Source organism: Acidihalobacter yilgarnensis (assembly GCF_001753245.1).
GTDB lineage: Bacteria > Pseudomonadota > Gammaproteobacteria > DSM-5130 > Acidihalobacteraceae > Acidihalobacter > Acidihalobacter yilgarnensis.
Map to the genome: position 1 here is coordinate 2,855,783 of NZ_CP017415.1, position 16,724 is coordinate 2,872,506.

Here is a 16,724-nt window from a genome sequence, read left to right on the forward strand (position 1 = left end):
TCCATAGCAGCGGCCCTGAATTGACCGCGCGTTCTGTTTCGGGCGTCCCGTACAAGCCGGGTTTCCAAATATTCGTCAAGCTTCCGCTGGCGAAAAATACTCCGAAAAAGCGATCCAACCCTTACGCATCGTGTCGTCATGTTGTGCCGACTGGGTACGCCAGTGCCGATTGAGATACGCGCGGCGCGAAACCGCACGAGCGATCGTCGCCTCAAACTGATCCCGCACATCCTCTTCGTACTCATCAAATGCATCGGCCTGGCCATCCAGATAGGCCGCTGCACATTCACCGGCTCTTTCTCCAGAAATGACCGCAGCGGATATCCCGCCACCGGTAATCGGATGTGTCAAACCAGCCGCATCACCCACAAATAGGCAGCCGTCTTGCACCAGATGCTCGCGTAGCCCCCCAACTGGAATCGCGCCACCAGTACGGGAGAATATCTCCTCCCCTACCAGCCCTGATTGCACTAATTGGCGGTGCAGTGATTCGAGCGGTGCCTTGAGATCGTCCTCATACCGACGATCCGCTCCCAAGCCCAGATTCGCACGATCCCCCTTGGGAAACAGCCACGCATAACCGCCTGGATATTCATCGGACAGCCAGATATCGGTATCGGCATATTCACTCAGCAGCGTGACCGTGTATTGCCGTGTATTCACCGTTTCCAGCGCCGGCAATCCAAGGAAACGTCCTACCGCCGAATGCGGTCCATCCGCGGCGATCAAAACGTCGTACGACACCTCATCTGACCCTGCGGCCGAACGTAGTATCGCGCGCCTCGCCACGGGATCGAGTCCATCGATTCGTGTCTGCACGCGTAGATACGCTCCCGCCTCAACCGCCTGCTCCGCGATCGCTTGGTCAAACCGTGCGCGATTGATCATGAACCCTGGGAAATCGGACTGATGCACCTCGCCGGAAGGTAAAACGCTCTTCATCCCGCTGATACGCTGATACAGCACTCCGTCCGCGCGCGTATATGCCCCCATTGGGCTCGGCACGAATTCGGCGCATTGCACAGGCTCTCCAATCCGGCGAGTACGCTCGACGGCGAGTACATTGAGACCTGCTTCGGCGGCTCTTCGCGCCGCAGAAGCACCGCCTGGACCAAGGCCCACCACCAACACCTGGACATGAGGAATCATCGCCCCTCCCCTGACGCAGAGTCGGATGTGCATGCCTCGGACACCTCAGTGGTGGCAAGGTGGATCAGATTGATAAAATCCGTCGGGGTCAGACGTAGCATCTGAGCCGGCCTGTCAGCAAAGAAGCGATGGATATTGTGCTCAAGCGCATTGAGCGGAGTGTCCTTCAGGGATGCCTCAAGATCCAAAATCAACCGATTCGGGCTGACGAAAAAATCTCCGGTGATCCAGACCTGTTTGAGATGATTACGCGCACGATCAACTGCTACGCAGGCGCGCATGAGTCCGCCATTTGAACGGTACACGGATTCCAGCATGGGTGCTTCATTGACCGGCCTATTGTGCTGATAGACCCAATCGGGAGAATCAATTTCGATCAGCGCCTCCGCGTAGACTTCCTGCTCGCGTTCGTTCATATCCGCAACAGATTCGAAGCCCACACCAAATGCCTGCGCGAAGGCTTGCGTCATCACTTGCTGCACATGGGACATTCGTGGTGCGGCCCCCAGCAGCTCACGCAGATTGACGACGCGTTCCCGCGCTGACGCAATCGCCTTGTCGGACAATTTTTCCGCCGGGATGCGCAACACCTTCAGCATGCGCTCCACGTCGAATTCGATCAGCAATGTCCCCTGATATAGAATCGAATCACCATCGAAGGCACCGCCAGTCCCGGAAATCTTGCGGCCATCGACCTCGATGTCGTTACGCGGACGAAAGCGCGCGTCGACACCCAAGCTGGATATCCCCTCAGCTGCGGCGGTGCAGATGCGGCTCGCGATCGCCCCCATATCTGCGGTACCGAGTGTGTGCTTGTCCAGATAGAGTTCCCAACCGAGCTGGGTTTCATCGAAATACAACGCACCACCACCGGTAAGGCGGCGTTGTATTTCGATATGCTGCATCTGGCAGTAATCGACCCGCAGTTCTTGCTCCACATTCTGGTGAAACCCCACGAGCGCTGAAGGCGTGAAGCGTAAAAAACGGAGTGTATGAGGCGACGCGCCTTCCTGATGGCAAGTCAACAGCGCCTGATTGATAGCAAAATTTTCTGCGGGCCGACGCAAACCGGTGTCGATCACACGCCAAGCAGAGGATGCTCGGTCGTTCACGTCGAGCAGCACCCGGCTGTCTCAGCACCTGCACTTTGTTCCGTAACAATACGGATACCGTTCAACCCACTGCTCGCCAACTTTGACATACGGCGCCGATCACGTTCCTGCGTGATGATCGCTTCAAGATCGATATCAAGGCCAGAATCGACACCCTCGAGCGCCATCACTTCATCGCCCACCGCGATCGAACAACAAGCCGGCGTGACCTTGACTTGGCGATCCAAGCGAGCTGCAAGCTCAACCGTGCCGTCGGAAGGGTGCGCGATCCCGTTCAAACCGGCCATAACGGCATAAGTGTCGATCTGCAGCTTGGTCATGCCCGGTGGCCGCGCACAACCTAGCAGCAGAGGCGTTTCCGGCAGCGCTTGCCGCGCATCCATGAAGAATCGCCCGACCGCATGTGCGTCTGGCGTGACGAAGGGTCTGCTTTCGGGGGCGTAGAAAGGCATCACCACAACCAGCACGACCGCATCGGGCAGATGGCGGTTAATCATATCGAGCGCGTTCCACTCGCCGAGCAGCCGGCCGTAGTGGAGACCAATCACGATGTGCGGAACCACCTTCATATTGGTCGCCACCAGATGTTCCAGCGTCTGTTCGAAATCATCGACGCTGCGACGCAAGTGGTAAACTTGGGTGATGGTATCCTGCGAGCCGATTACATCCATCATCGCTGCATCGATACCGGCCTGCTCCATGCTCAGAGCGATATCAGCATCGACGAGTGCCGTATGCATCGCGATTTTAAAGTCCGGGAACTCGTCCTTGATGCGGCGGATTGTTCCGTAATAACGGTCATATTCGACCTGATTCTGGTGGTTCGATCCACCAGTGAGCAGCATCCCCTGGGCGCCGTCTTCGATAATTTCGTTGACGACCCGCCACAAATCCTCCGGCGTCCTGGCCGGCAGCATCGGTTCCAGTATCTTGGCCTTGCAATGATCGCATTGCAATTTGCAGTCACCACCGGTGATCGAAATTGCCGGCCAAGCACTCTTACCGCAATCCTTCAGTTCAGATGTCTGAAAAACCTTGAACGTGGGCGTGTAAAAATTGATCCCCTGCGCAGCTCCAGATCCTCTGCGCCCCCAGGATTGCTCCAGCTTGTGGACGAGAGACTCGTCAACAGATACATCCTCTAGGGGTTCAACGTGACGCAAACGATCAAGCCAGTCGGACATGTGCGCACAACCTCTTCATGGGGAGCCGTTAGACGGTTCCAGAATCAGCGCCAACGGTGAGAGTCGACCGGCCGGCCGAGCGGATCACACCGTCGATTGGGTAAAATACCGTGAGCCCCCTCTGACGCATCAGACCATGCGCGAGAGGGGGTTCACTGCCGCATTAGCAGCCGCCGAAACCGTCCCCTTCCATCTTTGCTTCGAAGGCGGCCATGGCATCTGCTCCGGCTTTCAGATCGGCGCTGTCGCCGGCCCAATCAGCCGGCTTAATCTTAACCAGCCAGCCTTCCCCATAGGGATCGTCATTGATCAGTCCAGGCTGAGCAGAAACCGCCTCATTAATCGCGGTGACCTCACCGGCTACCGGCGCCTTGGCTGGCCCCACCCACTTGCCGGATTCAACTGTTGCGCAGGACTTATCCTTCTTGACATCCTTCCCGACCTTCTTAGGGGTATATGAGACTATCTGTCCAGCAAGCGAGCAAGCATAGGAAGTGAGGCCGATGGTCGCCGTACCATCGCTCTCCTGGCGTACCCAGACATTGCTATCGACGTTATACATCAGATCTTCAGGAATATTGCAACCACGCACCGCGCCCATGGAATTCCTCCTAAGTTTCGTATTGGTAAAAGACTCGCCTATCCAGTTGAGTCAAAATCAGTGGTCAGAATGTAATCACATTGTCACAACGCAGTACCAAATCGGCCAGCACGCTAGCTCTGGACACATGATCGACTTCTTCAATCAGATCACTATCCTCGTCGAGTTTATATCCCGGCAAAGCGGGCTGGCAAACGTGTAACACCACACCAGCCCGCTTTGCATCACGGATAAAGTCGATGATTTTCTTGCCGCCTTCCATCGCAGCAAAGGATTCAGCGATACCGCACTGCATTAGGCGGACGCCCTCCATCGTAAAGAAAATATGCACCTCGACATCCATGGAGGCCATGATTGCACCCAGATAGAAGGGCGTTGCGCAACGCTGTGGCGTGGAAGGACCGCTGGTCATCACGATGACGATGGTCTTTTCATCGTTGTCCAGATAATGGTCTTGATCTTCAGCCATCGTCAGCGCACCTTACGTTGGCAGTGTATGTCTTCATCGCGCGCACGACGGCAATAGCCCTCATGCGCCTCATCGCCCGTCAGAAACATCTCCAACGCGGCCTCCGCACCGGCGCTTGCTTCGACTCGCGCAATCCATGCATTGTAGGGGTCACTATTGAGGAGGACTGGATTTTCAAGCACCTCAATATTTCCTTCCAAAATAACGCAATGGATGAAATTGGGTATCGGCCCAGCCCATTTTCCACTCTCGATCGTAGCGACCGGTTTTCCAGGGTCGCGCACAGTGCCTGGGCGCCGAACACGCACATGAAGGATTTTCCCGGCTATGGTCTGGGATATGTCCGTCATACCGACCGTCAACGAGTCATCATGCTCGCGCCGAAGCCAAATCTGATATTCCGAGTCGTAATGAAGCTCAGAGTGAAATTCGCAACCGTTGCACTCCATAAAACGCGCTGCCCGTTTGCTGGACGGATTATGCATAAGCAATCCGCCAAAAGAACGAAACAAGGGCGGAGGAATCCGCCCTTGTCACTCGACGCATGTCAGATCACGCCTTTTTCCTTTAAATATCCAATCGAGTCGCTGATATTCTCATGAATACCCAGCTTGCGCGGCGATAGCCCGAGAGCCAACCCCAGCAACTGCGTGAAATAGAGCACCTTGACGTTAGTCTTGATACCGAATTCAGTCTCTGCACGGATCTGGTGCATTTCAAGACCAGAATGGCAGGTCGGACACTCCGTCGCAATCACTTCCGCACCAGCATCCTCAGCTGCCTGGATGATATTGAGGACCAGCTGCGTCGACGTGTCTGAGTCGGATAGCGTATGCGCACCACCGCAACAGGCGGTCTTCAGCGGAAAATCGACGTTCACGGCACCGGCTGCGCCTAGGAGATCGTCCATGAAATGAGGTTTGTAGCTCGATTCGGAGCCAGCCCCCTGATCCTTTTCCGGAAAAATCTGGCGAGGACGGACATACATACAGCCGTAATAATTCGCGATCTTGATGCCATTCAGGCTCTTGCTGATACGTTGCTTGATGCCTTCCGTACCCAGCTCTTCCATCAACCATTCAAGCAGATGGAGCGTACGAACATCGCCCTTGTAGACCGGATCATCCGACTTGCGCGCAAGATCCTGCACGGTTTGCATCGCCTTCTCGGAAGTTGCAGTTTCGTATTCGGCCTTCTTCAGATTGTGGTAGCAGCCATTGCAAGGCGCCATCACGGCATCAAGCCCCATTTGCTCACTGGCAATCGCCATGTTGCGAGCCGACAAATAGGTCTGCAGCATAGGGTGAATGTTTTTCACCTCCATCGCACCGCAGCAGTTGTAATCCTTGAGATTCTCCATCTCCAAGCCGAGCGCTTTGACCAGCGCACGAGTGGATTTGTCGTAAGGTCCACCGGATCCCTCCAGCGCACAACCGGGGTAATACGCAACCTTACCCATGAGCGGCCTCCTTCTGTTCCTGAACGTACGCCTTCAAGACCTCGCCAGTTCTGCCCCAAGACTTTGTCCGGGGCTTGACGACGAAATTGAGTCCCATTTTGACCATCTGAGCCACCGGCAGGTACTTCATCATCCTCTTGCCGAACACAACCAACCACTCCTGCATCAGCGGCTGATTCATTTTCTTGAAGAAACCCATCATCACGCTCGCATCTTCGATACGTCCCGTATGGTAGATTTCTTCCCAGAAGATCTCGTCAAAATGTGTGGATGGGCTCTTTTCTGTAATGGCCTGCTCTTCCATCCAGTGAGCCAGCGCCTTCATCACCCCTTCAGGGCGAACATCCTTCGGACAAATATTCGTGCACTTATTGCACGAAACACATTGCCAAATAATGTCTTTGTCCTTGAGGATTTCATCCTTCAGACCCAAGCGCGTCAGGTAAATCCAATACCGCGGATTGAACTGAACATTCTGTGCGTACATCGTGCAAGAATTTGTACACGAGCCACACTGCCAGCATCGGTGAACATTTTCACCACCGGCATATTTTTGTATCACCGCTTCAAAATCATCATCGTAATCACGAAGGTATCGCGGGGTGATCATCGTATTCCACGAACCGGAAACGTCGACCCCGTCGACCACGAGTTTTTCTTCGGAAAGAATTCGTTCCGGTTCAATCAGTGATTTTTCATGAATCGCCATTATGCTCTCCGTAATAATCACACTAGCCAGTGACTAATGCAGCGTCGGCTCCCCGGCTTTATCGATACCACGACCCGTGGCCGGATCCACCCCAAGCAACTTCATTAACAGCTCCAAGGGATGATGACTCTCACCAAATTCGACTTGAATCATCCCTAATCCGCTAGACATCGCCTTCACATAATCCGAGTAGGCTTGCGCATGCACCAAATCAATCAACATCGGCACATCACGGTAAAACCCGGCCTCGGCCAACATCTCCGCAAACCATACCCTAGCGCCTTCGAAACTTTCCGCTCGGTTGTCGATTGGAATTTCAGGCAACCCATCATTACCGCGGATAAACTCCCGCAGCGCACCACTTGCCGTCGCTTCGTCCCACACCCAACGGGTCATCAATGGCATGCCCTCTGGGTCGCGGAAATGTAGAATTTCAGCCGCAAGATCACGCATCGCGCGCCGTTCCTTTTTCAGCTCCTCCGGCATCAGGGAGACAAATGCCAGAAAGCGCTCATGCAACGACGCCGTGCCGTAAACCAAATCGACGGTGCCGTCAATCAGGCCTTGCCGACCAACTGCAGCATCAATAGCAGTTAGTTTGCGCCTAACCTGAAAAACAGCCCCGAGTACCGTTTCCAGCGTTTCAGGCAGTAACACCCAACCCACGGGTCTACTCGCCGGAAATGCCGCCTCGAAAAGGAGACATTTCGTCTTCAGAGATCCTATCAAGGCCTCAACACCACCGATGTCCTTCGCTTGATCGAGCAAAGCATTCAGCTTGCTTTCGGCAATTGCCCGATCAAACTTGACAGCAAGCTCGGCGGGGACGACTACATCGTCGCCCTCGCCTTGCCGCATGGCGGCCTCAGCCTGCTTTTTGTACCAGAGCATTGAGGTCTGCTACCGCACGCGAAGCCGCAGCTGCACCCTGCGAAATCGAATCATCGATCGTCTCCGGGCCATAGGCTGCGCCCGCCGCGTAAATCCCACGCCGCGTCGTTCCGCAGGTGTTCGTGTAATGTTCCGCGCGCTCGATAAAGCCATGTTTCTCAAGCGCAATACCGAAAACGGAGGAAAGCTCTGGATTCTCTTCATTCGGATCCATGCCAATGGCATGAACTACGATATCAAAGGGAATGATGATCGGGCGCTTGACCAGTGTGTCTTCGCCCTTAACCAATAAGCGGCCGTCTCCAGACGCCGTGACCTCGGCAATACGAGCCTTGACGTACTTGGTCTTGAACTCTTCCTGCGACTTCCAGTAGAACTTGTCTTCATACAGCCCGAAGGTGCGAATATCCATGTAGTAGATAAACACGTCGGTCTGCGGAGACAACTCCTTGATCTCCATCGCCAGATTCGCGGATACGGTGCAGCAAATCTTAGAGCACCATTCACGACCGATTTGCCGATCACGAGAACCAACGCACAGCAAGATGGCAACCCGCTCTGGCACGCGCCCATCCGACGGGCATGAAATCTTGCCAGCCGATACCATCTGCTCCATCTGGGTCGTGGTCAACACGTCCTCAAACGTGCCAAAACCCCACTCCGGCTTATTGATCGAATCGAAGTGCGTAAAGCCAGTCGCCAGCACAACCGCACCAGTCGAAACCTTTTCGCCGTTGCTCAGCGTTGCCGTGAAGCTGCCAGGCTCGCCCTCGAACTGGGTCACCTTGGCTCCCTTGTGCACGGTCACCGCAGCATCTTCCTCAACGCGACTGACCATGCGGCCAATGGCGTCCTTGGCCCACTCACCAGAAGGTACAAGCTTGGCGTAACCGGAGAGGATAGGCGCACCGCCCAGGATGTCCTCTTTCTCGACCAGAACCGCCTTGTATCCGGCTGCGCTCACCGTTGCCGCGGCGGACAAGCCAGCCGGACCCGCCCCCACTATCAGCACTGAATCCTGCATTACGCCTGCCCTCCGTACGCCAGCTCAGGGTTATAGAGATATTCGATATTGCCCTTTTCAACTTCCTTGAGATATTCCTGGAAATTCTTCTTCGCCTCGGACCAGGAGATACCCATCTTCTCGACCAGGTCCTCGCACGGTGAGGCGTGCCACTGCAACTGAACAATCTTGAACGGATCGGCGCCACAGGCAAGTGCAGCGAATTGCACATCCGCCACGATTGGAATTGAGAAATCCTGGTCGTGCGCCTTGCCGATCCATTGATTCTTGTCCATGGTCGTCACGCAGCCGGTGTCGTTGGCCAGCATCACATCCGCATTCGCCTCTTCGCGCGCCACCCGGATCTTGCGGTCCATCGTGAACGAGCGCGTGAATTCACGCTCAGAAATGATGTGCCTGAAGCCGAAACCACAGCAGTCGTACCAGGTCGAGTAGTCGATCACCTGCGCACCCAGCGCCTGAGCTACCGAGGTGATGATCGCAGTGCGGTTGCCGCCGAGCACCTCGGGATCGTAAACCGCATCCTCGTGGACCATCTTGTAATAATGGCAGGCCACGTGTGCTGTGGCGCGGATATTGGAAACGTCGATTTTTTGCAGCTCGGATGCGATGCGGTTGCGCATCACATGCACCCATTCGGAGTAGTGGATGATCTCCTCGGGGATGACCAGCTTGCCGTCGACCAGGCGGCCCAACTTGCCGAGAATCTTGGTGACCTTCTCGCGCAGTGCGGCGGATTCAATCAGATACTTCCTGACTTCCTTATAGTTCCCGAAGGACGTCCCGCAATGCACTAAGGGGAAAAAATGGCCAAGTTCATGCCCGTGCTGCTTGCCGGAGACGTAGGCCTGATGGAAGTTCCGCAGGAACACCGCAGACAGTGATTCCACATTCCCAATGCCGGAACCATGGTAGTTCCAGGCGGTACATGAGGTCTGATCGGTCTCGTCAAGATAGTCCTTGCCTGGCACGAAGCCAAATTCGTTCATGAACCATAATAACGAGGTCGGATACCCAGGGATATTACCGCACTGACCGCAGGACTTGTGGTGCCAAAGTTGCTTGGTAGGGATTTTTTTCTCCCAACCGAACAGCGTTTTGACCGTCATCGGTTCATGGCCATCCGTGATCCGATGGATGATGATCTCGCCTTCTTTCTCGAGTTCATACATGTGTTCGCGAACATCATCCATGCGCTCGCCGAGATCCACCGTACGGCGGTCAACGTGTTTGCGCACCCAGTCCGTGGCGCGCACGGCCTCCTCGCGAGACAGGTTGGTTTCCTGAAAAAAGGAACCGTGTCCGGCAATACCCGCATCTGGGCTGCCATTCTGATCAGTAGGCTTCATAGCGACTCTCCTTGAATGAGGTCAATCCCCTCCTGCACGCATCTCGGCACGAGCAGGACGAACATGGGTCAATCGTCGTCTTCCTGTTCCTCAAGCCATTCGTCATACTCTTCGCGCTTTTCATCGATGAAATCTTCGATGACGTCGAAGAGATTCTCATCCATCAGCTCGAGCGATTTCAGGACACCGGTCATTTCCCAGATGGTGTACATCTCGACAGAGGTCTTCAGCGAAACCTCCCATGCGGTCTCGACGGTCTGTAGCGTCTTGACCGGGATTGCCTTACGCAACACCGAGAGATCGCCCTCAACCTTCTGGATGTTCGGGCCCCAGTCTGGAAAATGGTCCGGCTGAATCATGTCTGGCGACAACTGGTTGCCCGTGGTGATCAGCTTAAGCATGACGCGACCGAAGGGGCGGAGCACGTCCTTGGCGGACTGCATCTCATGCTTGATAGCGACTTCGCGCATGATCGCGACCAAGCCGCCGGGGGAATTCTTGAAGGGACAACGTGCAGCGCAGGTCATGCATTGGGCGCAAGCCCATATTTTTTCCTGCATGGCGTCGTAGATCTGCTCGACGTTCTCGGTCCAGAGTAGCTGGACGATCTCGCGCGGGCTGTAGTCATAGAAATGGGCCGCGGGGCAGGTTGCGGTGCAAATCCCGCAATTGAGACACCCGTTGAGTTCGTTGTCGTACCGGAAATCTCCACGAATATCATCGTAGATTTGCTGCATCTCAGCATAAGTCGCCATACAAGCACCTCACTTACGAATTATAGGCCAGCATCCTCACTGCATATGACTTGCCCGGTCACGCTCCCGCCCACCAAAGGCGAACTCCCTATTGCAGTGACAACAGGCGTGCACGGACGGTTCCTTAACATCAACTCAACCGGATATCGCTTCCGGAGACGACAAACGGTTACCTGCCGATACCCAACCCATGATGCCAGCTCGGAGATTGTAGACCTCCCCGCCGTGCCGCTGGGCAACAAAAGCGCAAGCCTGCGCGGAACGCGCACCACTCTGGCAGTAGAAAACCAAGCGGGGCACCTCGCCCTGAACCAGATCATCCATCTTGACCGGTATCAAATGAAGTGGCACCAACTGCGCCCCTTCGATGACACCGCGTGACATTTCTGCGGGCGTCCGGACATCCACCAGACAAACGGACTCACCACGCTCCATCCATTGCCTTAAGGTGCCGGCATCGACTTCATGAAATCCATACATGTCGCGGCGCTCCGCTGGGAATTAAGAATATTACCACATTCTGCTTATGTAGCCAGACGTAGGTCAAGCCCCGCCGCCATCGGGATTGTTGCTTATTAGAATCTAGTGTTACTCTAGATCAGTTTAGACATCACAGCAATGATGCGCAGGCGAGGTGCCGCGCGGCCACAATCTACAGTCCCACTTTGCAGGAGTCGAGGCATTGGACAAAAGCAGCTTTCGTGAAAACACTCGCTACGCCATAGCCCTGAAGGACGACAGCGGCAAGCTTCGTCCCGCCAATATCTACGTGTACAAACTCCACGATGATTTCTTGGTCGCTCGATTCACGGACCGATCTGGCACTCTGTGCAAGATCGCCTATACCGACGTGACCAAAATCGTCAAGACTGTTGAAGTCGACGCAAGCGCCCGCTTCGTCGTTCCCGAAATACTACTGTCTGCCAAGACATGGCAGGGACGCACCTCTATGCAAGCGTACGGATCCAGCCCCCGCGTCGGCAAATAAAGTCCGCGTATGCGCGGTCCACCGGGATCGCGCATACCGCATGCCACCAGACACCCTGTGGCCACAAGACGCGACAACAAGCATCCGTTCGCATATGGCTTGCTGCTCCTCTTGGCCGCGCTGTTTTTGCCACCTGCCTCCCAAGCCGACACCACATCGCGCACGCCGCCGCTACCCGCACTCGGTGAATCATCGAGTCGCGCCCTAACCATCGAGCAGGAACGCAGGCTGGGCCGCGACGCGCTGAATGAAATACACCGTAAACTCCCGGTACTCCAAGACCCGCTGTCTAACGCCTATCTCAGCGGGCTTGGCGAACAGCTACTCACCAACACCCAACAACATGTACGCTTCCGCTTCGAGTTTCTGATCATCAATGCCCCTGAGATCAATGCATTCGCAGCGCCCGGTGGCGTCATAGCGGTCAACACAGGGCTCATCAAAGCGGCCAACAACGAAGCAGAACTGGCGGCCGTAATCGCGCATGAAATTGCGCATGTCACGCAACGCCATATCGCCCGCACGCTCGATCACAGCGCTCAACTCGGCGTTCCCTCGCTACTGGTGGCGCTCGGTGCAATCCTCGCTGGCATACACGATCCGGCGCTTGGGCAGGCGGCACTTGCATCCACCATAGCCGGAAATGCGCAGAGCCAATTGAACTTTTCGCGCGCATATGAGCGGGAAGCCGACGAAATCGGCATGCAAACACTCGCCGACACCGGACTCGATCCAACTGCGATGGCGGGTTTTTTTGCCGAACTCTCGAAACGTAGCCACACAGACGAGAACACACTCCCCTCGCTGCTACTCACCCACCCCGTCACCAGCGACCGGATTGCGGAAAGCAGCACCAGAAGCGCTCAGTACCATGGTGATTACCGGCGCAACAGCCTGCGCTTCAGTCTCTTCAAGGCACGAATCATCGCCCTGACAGAACCACCCGAGCAGGTCATCGCGAGGCTCACAAGGTCACCGAACGCTGCAGAAAATCCTGCACAGCGCTATCGCGAAGCCATCGCACTATCACGCGCCGGGCGAAATGATGAAGCCATCACGCTACTGGAGGCGCTTCACCAGGCGCACCCCAAATCCGAGATGCTCACGATCAGCCTCGCTCAAGTGCTCACGTCCGCGCGTCGAGCCGACCTAGCGGTCAAGCTTCTCCGACACCTCGATGCCCTGTACCCGGAACAGACGCTGGTCATTACCAGCCTAGCCAGGGCACTTCTAGCTTCCGGCAATGCCAAGGCAGCGTACGCCCTACTCACGCAGCACATGCGCGGACGTCAAAATCGAGCAGACGTATTACACCTACTCGCCGAGGCTGCGGCCGCATCGGGAAACTCGATAGCGAGCCATGAGGCATTGGCGCAGTATTACGTCGAACTCGGTGAGTACACCCCCGCCGCACAACAAATCGAGATTGCCCTCCAGCAACACCCTATCGACCACACCACGCGCGCACGCCTGATCGCTGAGAAAACCAGGATCGCACAACAGGCCAAGCTGGACGCAATGGAATAAACCCGATCGACCCGACATCTTTAGCTTTGGAGAGAGCATCTATCAGGGTCTGCGAATCTGACCCGTGGAAGGTGGCCTTCCTTGCTTTGCGGGGTGTTCAGGATATAGTTATAACGTGCGGTCACATTAAGCTCGGCAGCCAGATCAGTCATATGTGAATCTGCATGCATCGATATCCGACAACGCCGTTACATTAAGACACAAGGCATAAAACGAAGGAGGCTGACAAATGCGGTATCCCGCGAAACTCATCTCGACTATGGCTTCTACAGCCGTGTTGATAGGAAGCATGTGCGCTCTACTACCCGGTGTCGCAAGCGCCAGCGAACCCACTGCTAGCGACATTGCGCAGGGCAAGGCGCTGGCCTTCAATCGCGCGGAAGGCAACTGCCTCGCCTGCCATATGATCAAAGGCGGCAACATGCCTGGTGATATCGGCCCGCCACTGGTTGCCATGAAAGCCAGGTTCCCAGATCGAGAAAAGCTGTTCGCTCAGATTTGGGATCCACGCCGTAATAATCCACATACGGCAATGCCCCCCTTCGGCGCCAATCACATCTTGACGAAAGAACAGATCAACAAGATCGTCGACTTCCTATACACATTGTAACGAGAGACGGAGCATCTACGCATGAACATGAAACGCCGAGTTTTCCTCAGGGGTACGTTTACCGCAAGCGCGATTGGCGTGGCGGTCGGGGCCGGCCTGCTGACACCACAGACAGTGCTCGCCGCCTGGCCCAAGGACGCATTCCGTACCAAGGACATGAAGGAGGCCATGAAATTGATTGACGGCACCGATGCCGTCGAAAGCGGACACGTCACCGTACGTGCGCCAGACATCGCGGAAAATGGTGCCGTGGTGCCCGTCACGATTTCTTCCGACCTCAAGGGTGCGAAAACCGTGTCCATCTTCACGCCGGACAATCCCTTCCCGCTGAATTCCAGCTATGAGCTAAGCGACGGCGCCATGCCTTATGTGTCTACCCGCATCAAACTGGCCAAGACCATGCAGGTAATGGGCGTCGTACGCGCCGCCGATGGCAAGCTGTACAGCGCCAGCAAGGAAGTGAAGGTCACCATCGGTGGCTGCGGCGGCTAAACCGGCACATATCAAATTCAAGAGGGATCGATCACATGCCTAGCAATACCATCAGAATCCGCGCAAGCATCAGTGGCGGTGTTACCGACGTCAAGAGCCTGATCAATCACCCGATGACGACGGGATTACAGAAAGACAAGAAGACCGGCAAGATAATTCCGGCTCATTTTATCGAACAGGTCACCGCAGAGCTCGACGGCAAGCAGGTTTTTGTCGCCAACTGGAGCATCGGCATTTCGACCAACCCCTTCCTGTCCTTCAAGGTCGAAGGCGGCAAGTCCGGCCAGAGCCTTAAGCTGAGCTGGGTCGACAACAAGGGCGAGTCTGACTCGACCACGACCAAGCTGTCGTAACACGAGCCAGCCGACGCGCGGGGTAGCGGCGCTATCTGCGACCGCCCCCGCGCCATCCCCCACCTTTCACGGCGCGCCGATTGACCTGAGGCCTCTACCCGCCCGGCCATCCGGCCATTGTTACCGTTTTTTCAACAGCACCCTCGGATAGAGATTCGCAGGGACTCAGAAGTAGTGTTCGAGCTGCAAGGAGTAACGATCACTGCGGTATGAATAAATGCCAAAGGTGGAATTTGCATGGGTATGCTGGTATTCGCCAACCAGATACCACCCCGTCGATAACCGATACTGCGCACCGATAGATTCCAGATACCGGTCGTCCACCCTCGTTTTGCTTACCAGCGCCCCACCCGACAGACTAATATCGGGCGAATTGTAACGGCTGTGCTGATAACTCGCGTGCAAGAATATCTTTGTCCGCAATGTCGCCGGCCAATTAGCTCTCACATAGACTTCGTGGCGCGTCGGTGAGGCGCTATAAAACTGGTTACCGACATTCAAGTCCGCCCGATTATTCAACTCGACCTCGTAGCCGAGTCGCAAATCGAGTTGACTTGGCCTCCAGCGGGTTTGTATGCCCAGCTGCTGCTGCCCACCTGTAAGATAGGCGTAAGGCGCAATCCCGGTAATATGGCTATACCGATACCTCAGACGAACCGTCCAGGCATCACCCAGCGGGTGCCACGCGCGCAGATCCAGCGAATTGAATTGCTCAAAGGCTGCGCCGTGCAAATAACTGTAATTCACATAACCGGCCACCTCTGTACTCCAGCCCGTCACCGGACGGCGGTAGGCAAGCCCCAAGCGCAACAAAGTTTGATTGTAAGTATTCAATGATGGGTAGCTGACGTGATAAACCGTGCTGATCAATCTCAGGCCATGGTCGGGTGTCCCTTGTAGCTGACCGATCGCGCCTGCTAAAAATTGCGCGAAATACGAGCCTTGTCCGGCAGCCGCGATTAGGTTTGAACGCGACAATAACGAGACGTTATTGTCATATCCGCCGCCCAGATTGGCAAAACCGACCCAGCGCGCAGCCCCGCGAACCGACTTGGGATTCAATCGAATAAGCTGCTCGTAAGCCAGAGCCTTGATTTTCTCGGAATGGGCCGAAGCTGCCGCCAGCTTGAACTCCGATTCAGCAGTCGCTTTTCGGCGCTCACTCAAGGCAATTAACCCAAGATTGTAATGCGCTAACGCCGCGAGCGCGGGCTCCCGACTTAGCGTCTCGAACTCGCTCTCTGCTTCGCGATAACGCCCCAACTTGAAATAAGTCGACCCCAGATCGTAGCGCAGGTTGGTTGAATCTATGCCAGATTCGCGTGCCTTGAGGAAGGCAGACAGGGCAGCTTCATAGTCACCTAAGCGAAAAGCGGAAACCCCCTTCTCGAAGGCCGCAATCCCCGGAGATGCCTCCGCCGTGCCTATAGACAAGGCTAGGCAAATTGCAATTGCAACTGGTGCGAACTTGAACCCCGGTCGCATCAAACACTCCCTGTGCAAGACGGAGAGGCGCCCGGGTCCGGGTGCCTCTCCTTAGTCGATTCGTTCATCCCTGTTTAGACTAAGCGCAAGCGTTCTTCAACTCAATCTGTATCTACTTCTCTATCTTGCGGTGTCTGGGCGCTTTGTTGCGCCTGATTCATCAATTCCTGGGTCTGATTCTGGTGTTCCACCGACCTTGCCTCTTGGCTGGCGCTGGTAGCCTGCTGAGAAACTTCTGAGGGCTCCGCTGATCCACCTGCCTCCGAATGCCCATCCAGCCCTTGATGCTCATGCTCACCATGTGCCAGAACATCTTGCGTAGCGCCATTGCTCGCGGGCAAGACAATCTCATGCTCAATGACGTCCTTGACATCTTGACTCGGACCTACAACGTTGATGGTGACATCTAGATCGTTGCCGGCGGCCCGCACCGGAAACGACTGGCTCATACCAATACAGAACAAGATCGCCGCCAGAGCGCCGATCCGTCCTTTTCGCCCGCGATGTTTTTTTATGTATGAAATTCCGTTCAGCATTATCCCACGTCCATTCGCCCGGGTGTTGAGA

At 55.6% G+C, this 16,724-nt stretch carries 20 protein-coding genes; 5 read left to right on the forward strand and 15 right to left on the reverse strand.

What is annotated here, in order from left to right:
- Nucleotides 1-75: 75 nt before the first annotated feature.
- The 13 genes from BI364_RS13760 to BI364_RS13820 all read right to left on the reverse strand — a co-directional run bounded on the left by BI364_RS13760 (nt 76) and on the right by BI364_RS13820 (nt 11,182).
- On the reverse strand, nt 76-1,149 hold the full coding sequence (locus tag BI364_RS13760) for a geranylgeranyl reductase family protein (protein WP_070079238.1): 1,074 nt from the start codon (nt 1,147-1,149) through the stop codon (nt 76-78).
- Nucleotides 1,146-2,273: a lipoate--protein ligase family protein gene (locus tag BI364_RS13765; protein WP_233279521.1), complete on the reverse strand. Its 1,128-nt coding sequence runs from the start codon at nt 2,271-2,273 to the stop codon at nt 1,146-1,148. The genes BI364_RS13760 and BI364_RS13765 overlap by 4 nt, the downstream gene beginning before the upstream one ends.
- Nucleotides 2,258-3,445, reverse strand: a complete 1,188-nt coding sequence (locus BI364_RS13770) for a radical SAM protein (protein WP_070079239.1) — start codon at nt 3,443-3,445, stop codon at nt 2,258-2,260. The genes BI364_RS13765 and BI364_RS13770 overlap by 16 nt, the downstream gene beginning before the upstream one ends.
- Nucleotides 3,446-3,608: 163 nt before the next feature.
- The gene (locus BI364_RS13775) at nt 3,609-4,046 is read right to left on the reverse strand and encodes a glycine cleavage system protein H (RefSeq protein WP_083251419.1); all 438 of its coding nucleotides are present in this window, start codon (nt 4,044-4,046) and stop codon (nt 3,609-3,611) included.
- 64 nt (nt 4,047-4,110) lie between these two features.
- On the reverse strand, nt 4,111-4,515 hold the full coding sequence (locus BI364_RS13780) for a DsrE family protein (RefSeq protein WP_070079240.1): 405 nt from the start codon (nt 4,513-4,515) through the stop codon (nt 4,111-4,113).
- A 2-nt stretch (nt 4,516-4,517) separates the two neighbouring features.
- Nucleotides 4,518-4,964 (reverse strand): glycine cleavage system protein H, encoded by a 447-nt coding sequence (locus tag BI364_RS13785; RefSeq protein WP_070079241.1) that lies wholly within the window; start codon nt 4,962-4,964, stop codon nt 4,518-4,520.
- A gap of 98 nt (nt 4,965-5,062) precedes the next feature.
- Entirely contained in the window at nt 5,063-5,974 is a 912-nt protein-coding gene (locus BI364_RS13790) for a CoB--CoM heterodisulfide reductase iron-sulfur subunit B family protein (RefSeq protein ID WP_070079242.1), read from the reverse strand.
- Nucleotides 5,967-6,683: a 4Fe-4S dicluster domain-containing protein gene (locus BI364_RS13795; protein WP_070080084.1), complete on the reverse strand. Its 717-nt coding sequence runs from the start codon at nt 6,681-6,683 to the stop codon at nt 5,967-5,969. Before BI364_RS13795 ends, BI364_RS13790 begins: the two co-directional genes overlap by 8 nt.
- Nucleotides 6,684-6,716: 33 nt before the next feature.
- Complete coding sequence (locus BI364_RS13800) at nt 6,717-7,574, reverse strand: hypothetical protein (RefSeq protein ID WP_070079243.1); 858 nt, start codon at nt 7,572-7,574, stop codon at nt 6,717-6,719.
- On the reverse strand, nt 7,549-8,577 hold the full coding sequence (locus BI364_RS13805; RefSeq protein ID WP_070080085.1) for an FAD-dependent oxidoreductase: 1,029 nt from the start codon (nt 8,575-8,577) through the stop codon (nt 7,549-7,551). The genes BI364_RS13800 and BI364_RS13805 overlap by 26 nt, the downstream gene beginning before the upstream one ends.
- Before the next feature lie 20 nt (nt 8,578-8,597).
- The gene (locus BI364_RS13810; RefSeq protein ID WP_070079244.1) at nt 8,598-9,947 is read right to left on the reverse strand and encodes a heterodisulfide reductase-related iron-sulfur binding cluster; all 1,350 of its coding nucleotides are present in this window, start codon (nt 9,945-9,947) and stop codon (nt 8,598-8,600) included.
- Nucleotides 9,948-10,015: 68 nt separating this feature from the next.
- Entirely contained in the window at nt 10,016-10,684 is a 669-nt protein-coding gene (locus tag BI364_RS13815; protein WP_070080086.1) for a 4Fe-4S dicluster domain-containing protein, read from the reverse strand.
- A 153-nt stretch (nt 10,685-10,837) separates the two neighbouring features.
- Complete coding sequence (locus tag BI364_RS13820) at nt 10,838-11,182, reverse strand: rhodanese-like domain-containing protein (protein ID WP_070079245.1); 345 nt, start codon at nt 11,180-11,182, stop codon at nt 10,838-10,840.
- 202 nt (nt 11,183-11,384) lie between these two features.
- Here BI364_RS13820 and BI364_RS13825 point away from each other — a divergent pair, with 202 nt between their 5' ends.
- From BI364_RS13825 to soxZ, 5 genes are all read left to right on the forward strand, one after another.
- Nucleotides 11,385-11,690 (forward strand): hypothetical protein, encoded by a 306-nt coding sequence (locus BI364_RS13825; protein WP_070080087.1) that lies wholly within the window; start codon nt 11,385-11,387, stop codon nt 11,688-11,690.
- 57 nt (nt 11,691-11,747) lie between these two features.
- Nucleotides 11,748-13,217 (forward strand): M48 family metalloprotease, encoded by a 1,470-nt coding sequence (locus tag BI364_RS13830; protein WP_197495725.1) that lies wholly within the window; start codon nt 11,748-11,750, stop codon nt 13,215-13,217.
- A gap of 229 nt (nt 13,218-13,446) precedes the next feature.
- Nucleotides 13,447-13,827: a sulfur oxidation c-type cytochrome SoxX gene (gene soxX / locus BI364_RS13835; RefSeq protein ID WP_197495726.1), complete on the forward strand. Its 381-nt coding sequence runs from the start codon at nt 13,447-13,449 to the stop codon at nt 13,825-13,827.
- A gap of 21 nt (nt 13,828-13,848) precedes the next feature.
- The gene (gene soxY / locus BI364_RS13840) at nt 13,849-14,319 is read left to right on the forward strand and encodes a thiosulfate oxidation carrier protein SoxY (RefSeq protein WP_070079247.1); all 471 of its coding nucleotides are present in this window, start codon (nt 13,849-13,851) and stop codon (nt 14,317-14,319) included.
- Between the two features lie 35 nt (nt 14,320-14,354).
- Nucleotides 14,355-14,672, forward strand: a complete 318-nt coding sequence (gene soxZ / locus BI364_RS13845; RefSeq protein WP_070079248.1) for a thiosulfate oxidation carrier complex protein SoxZ — start codon at nt 14,355-14,357, stop codon at nt 14,670-14,672.
- 165 nt (nt 14,673-14,837) lie between these two features.
- Here soxZ and BI364_RS13850 read toward each other — a convergent pair whose 3' ends face one another.
- Both BI364_RS13850 and BI364_RS13855 read right to left on the reverse strand, forming a co-directional pair.
- Nucleotides 14,838-16,157, reverse strand: coding sequence for a tetratricopeptide repeat protein (locus BI364_RS13850; RefSeq protein WP_083251422.1), 1,320 nt, complete (start codon nt 16,155-16,157; stop codon nt 14,838-14,840).
- Between the two features lie 101 nt (nt 16,158-16,258).
- Nucleotides 16,259-16,693 (reverse strand): hypothetical protein, encoded by a 435-nt coding sequence (locus BI364_RS13855; protein ID WP_070079250.1) that lies wholly within the window; start codon nt 16,691-16,693, stop codon nt 16,259-16,261.
- Nucleotides 16,694-16,724: the final 31 nt, after the last annotated feature.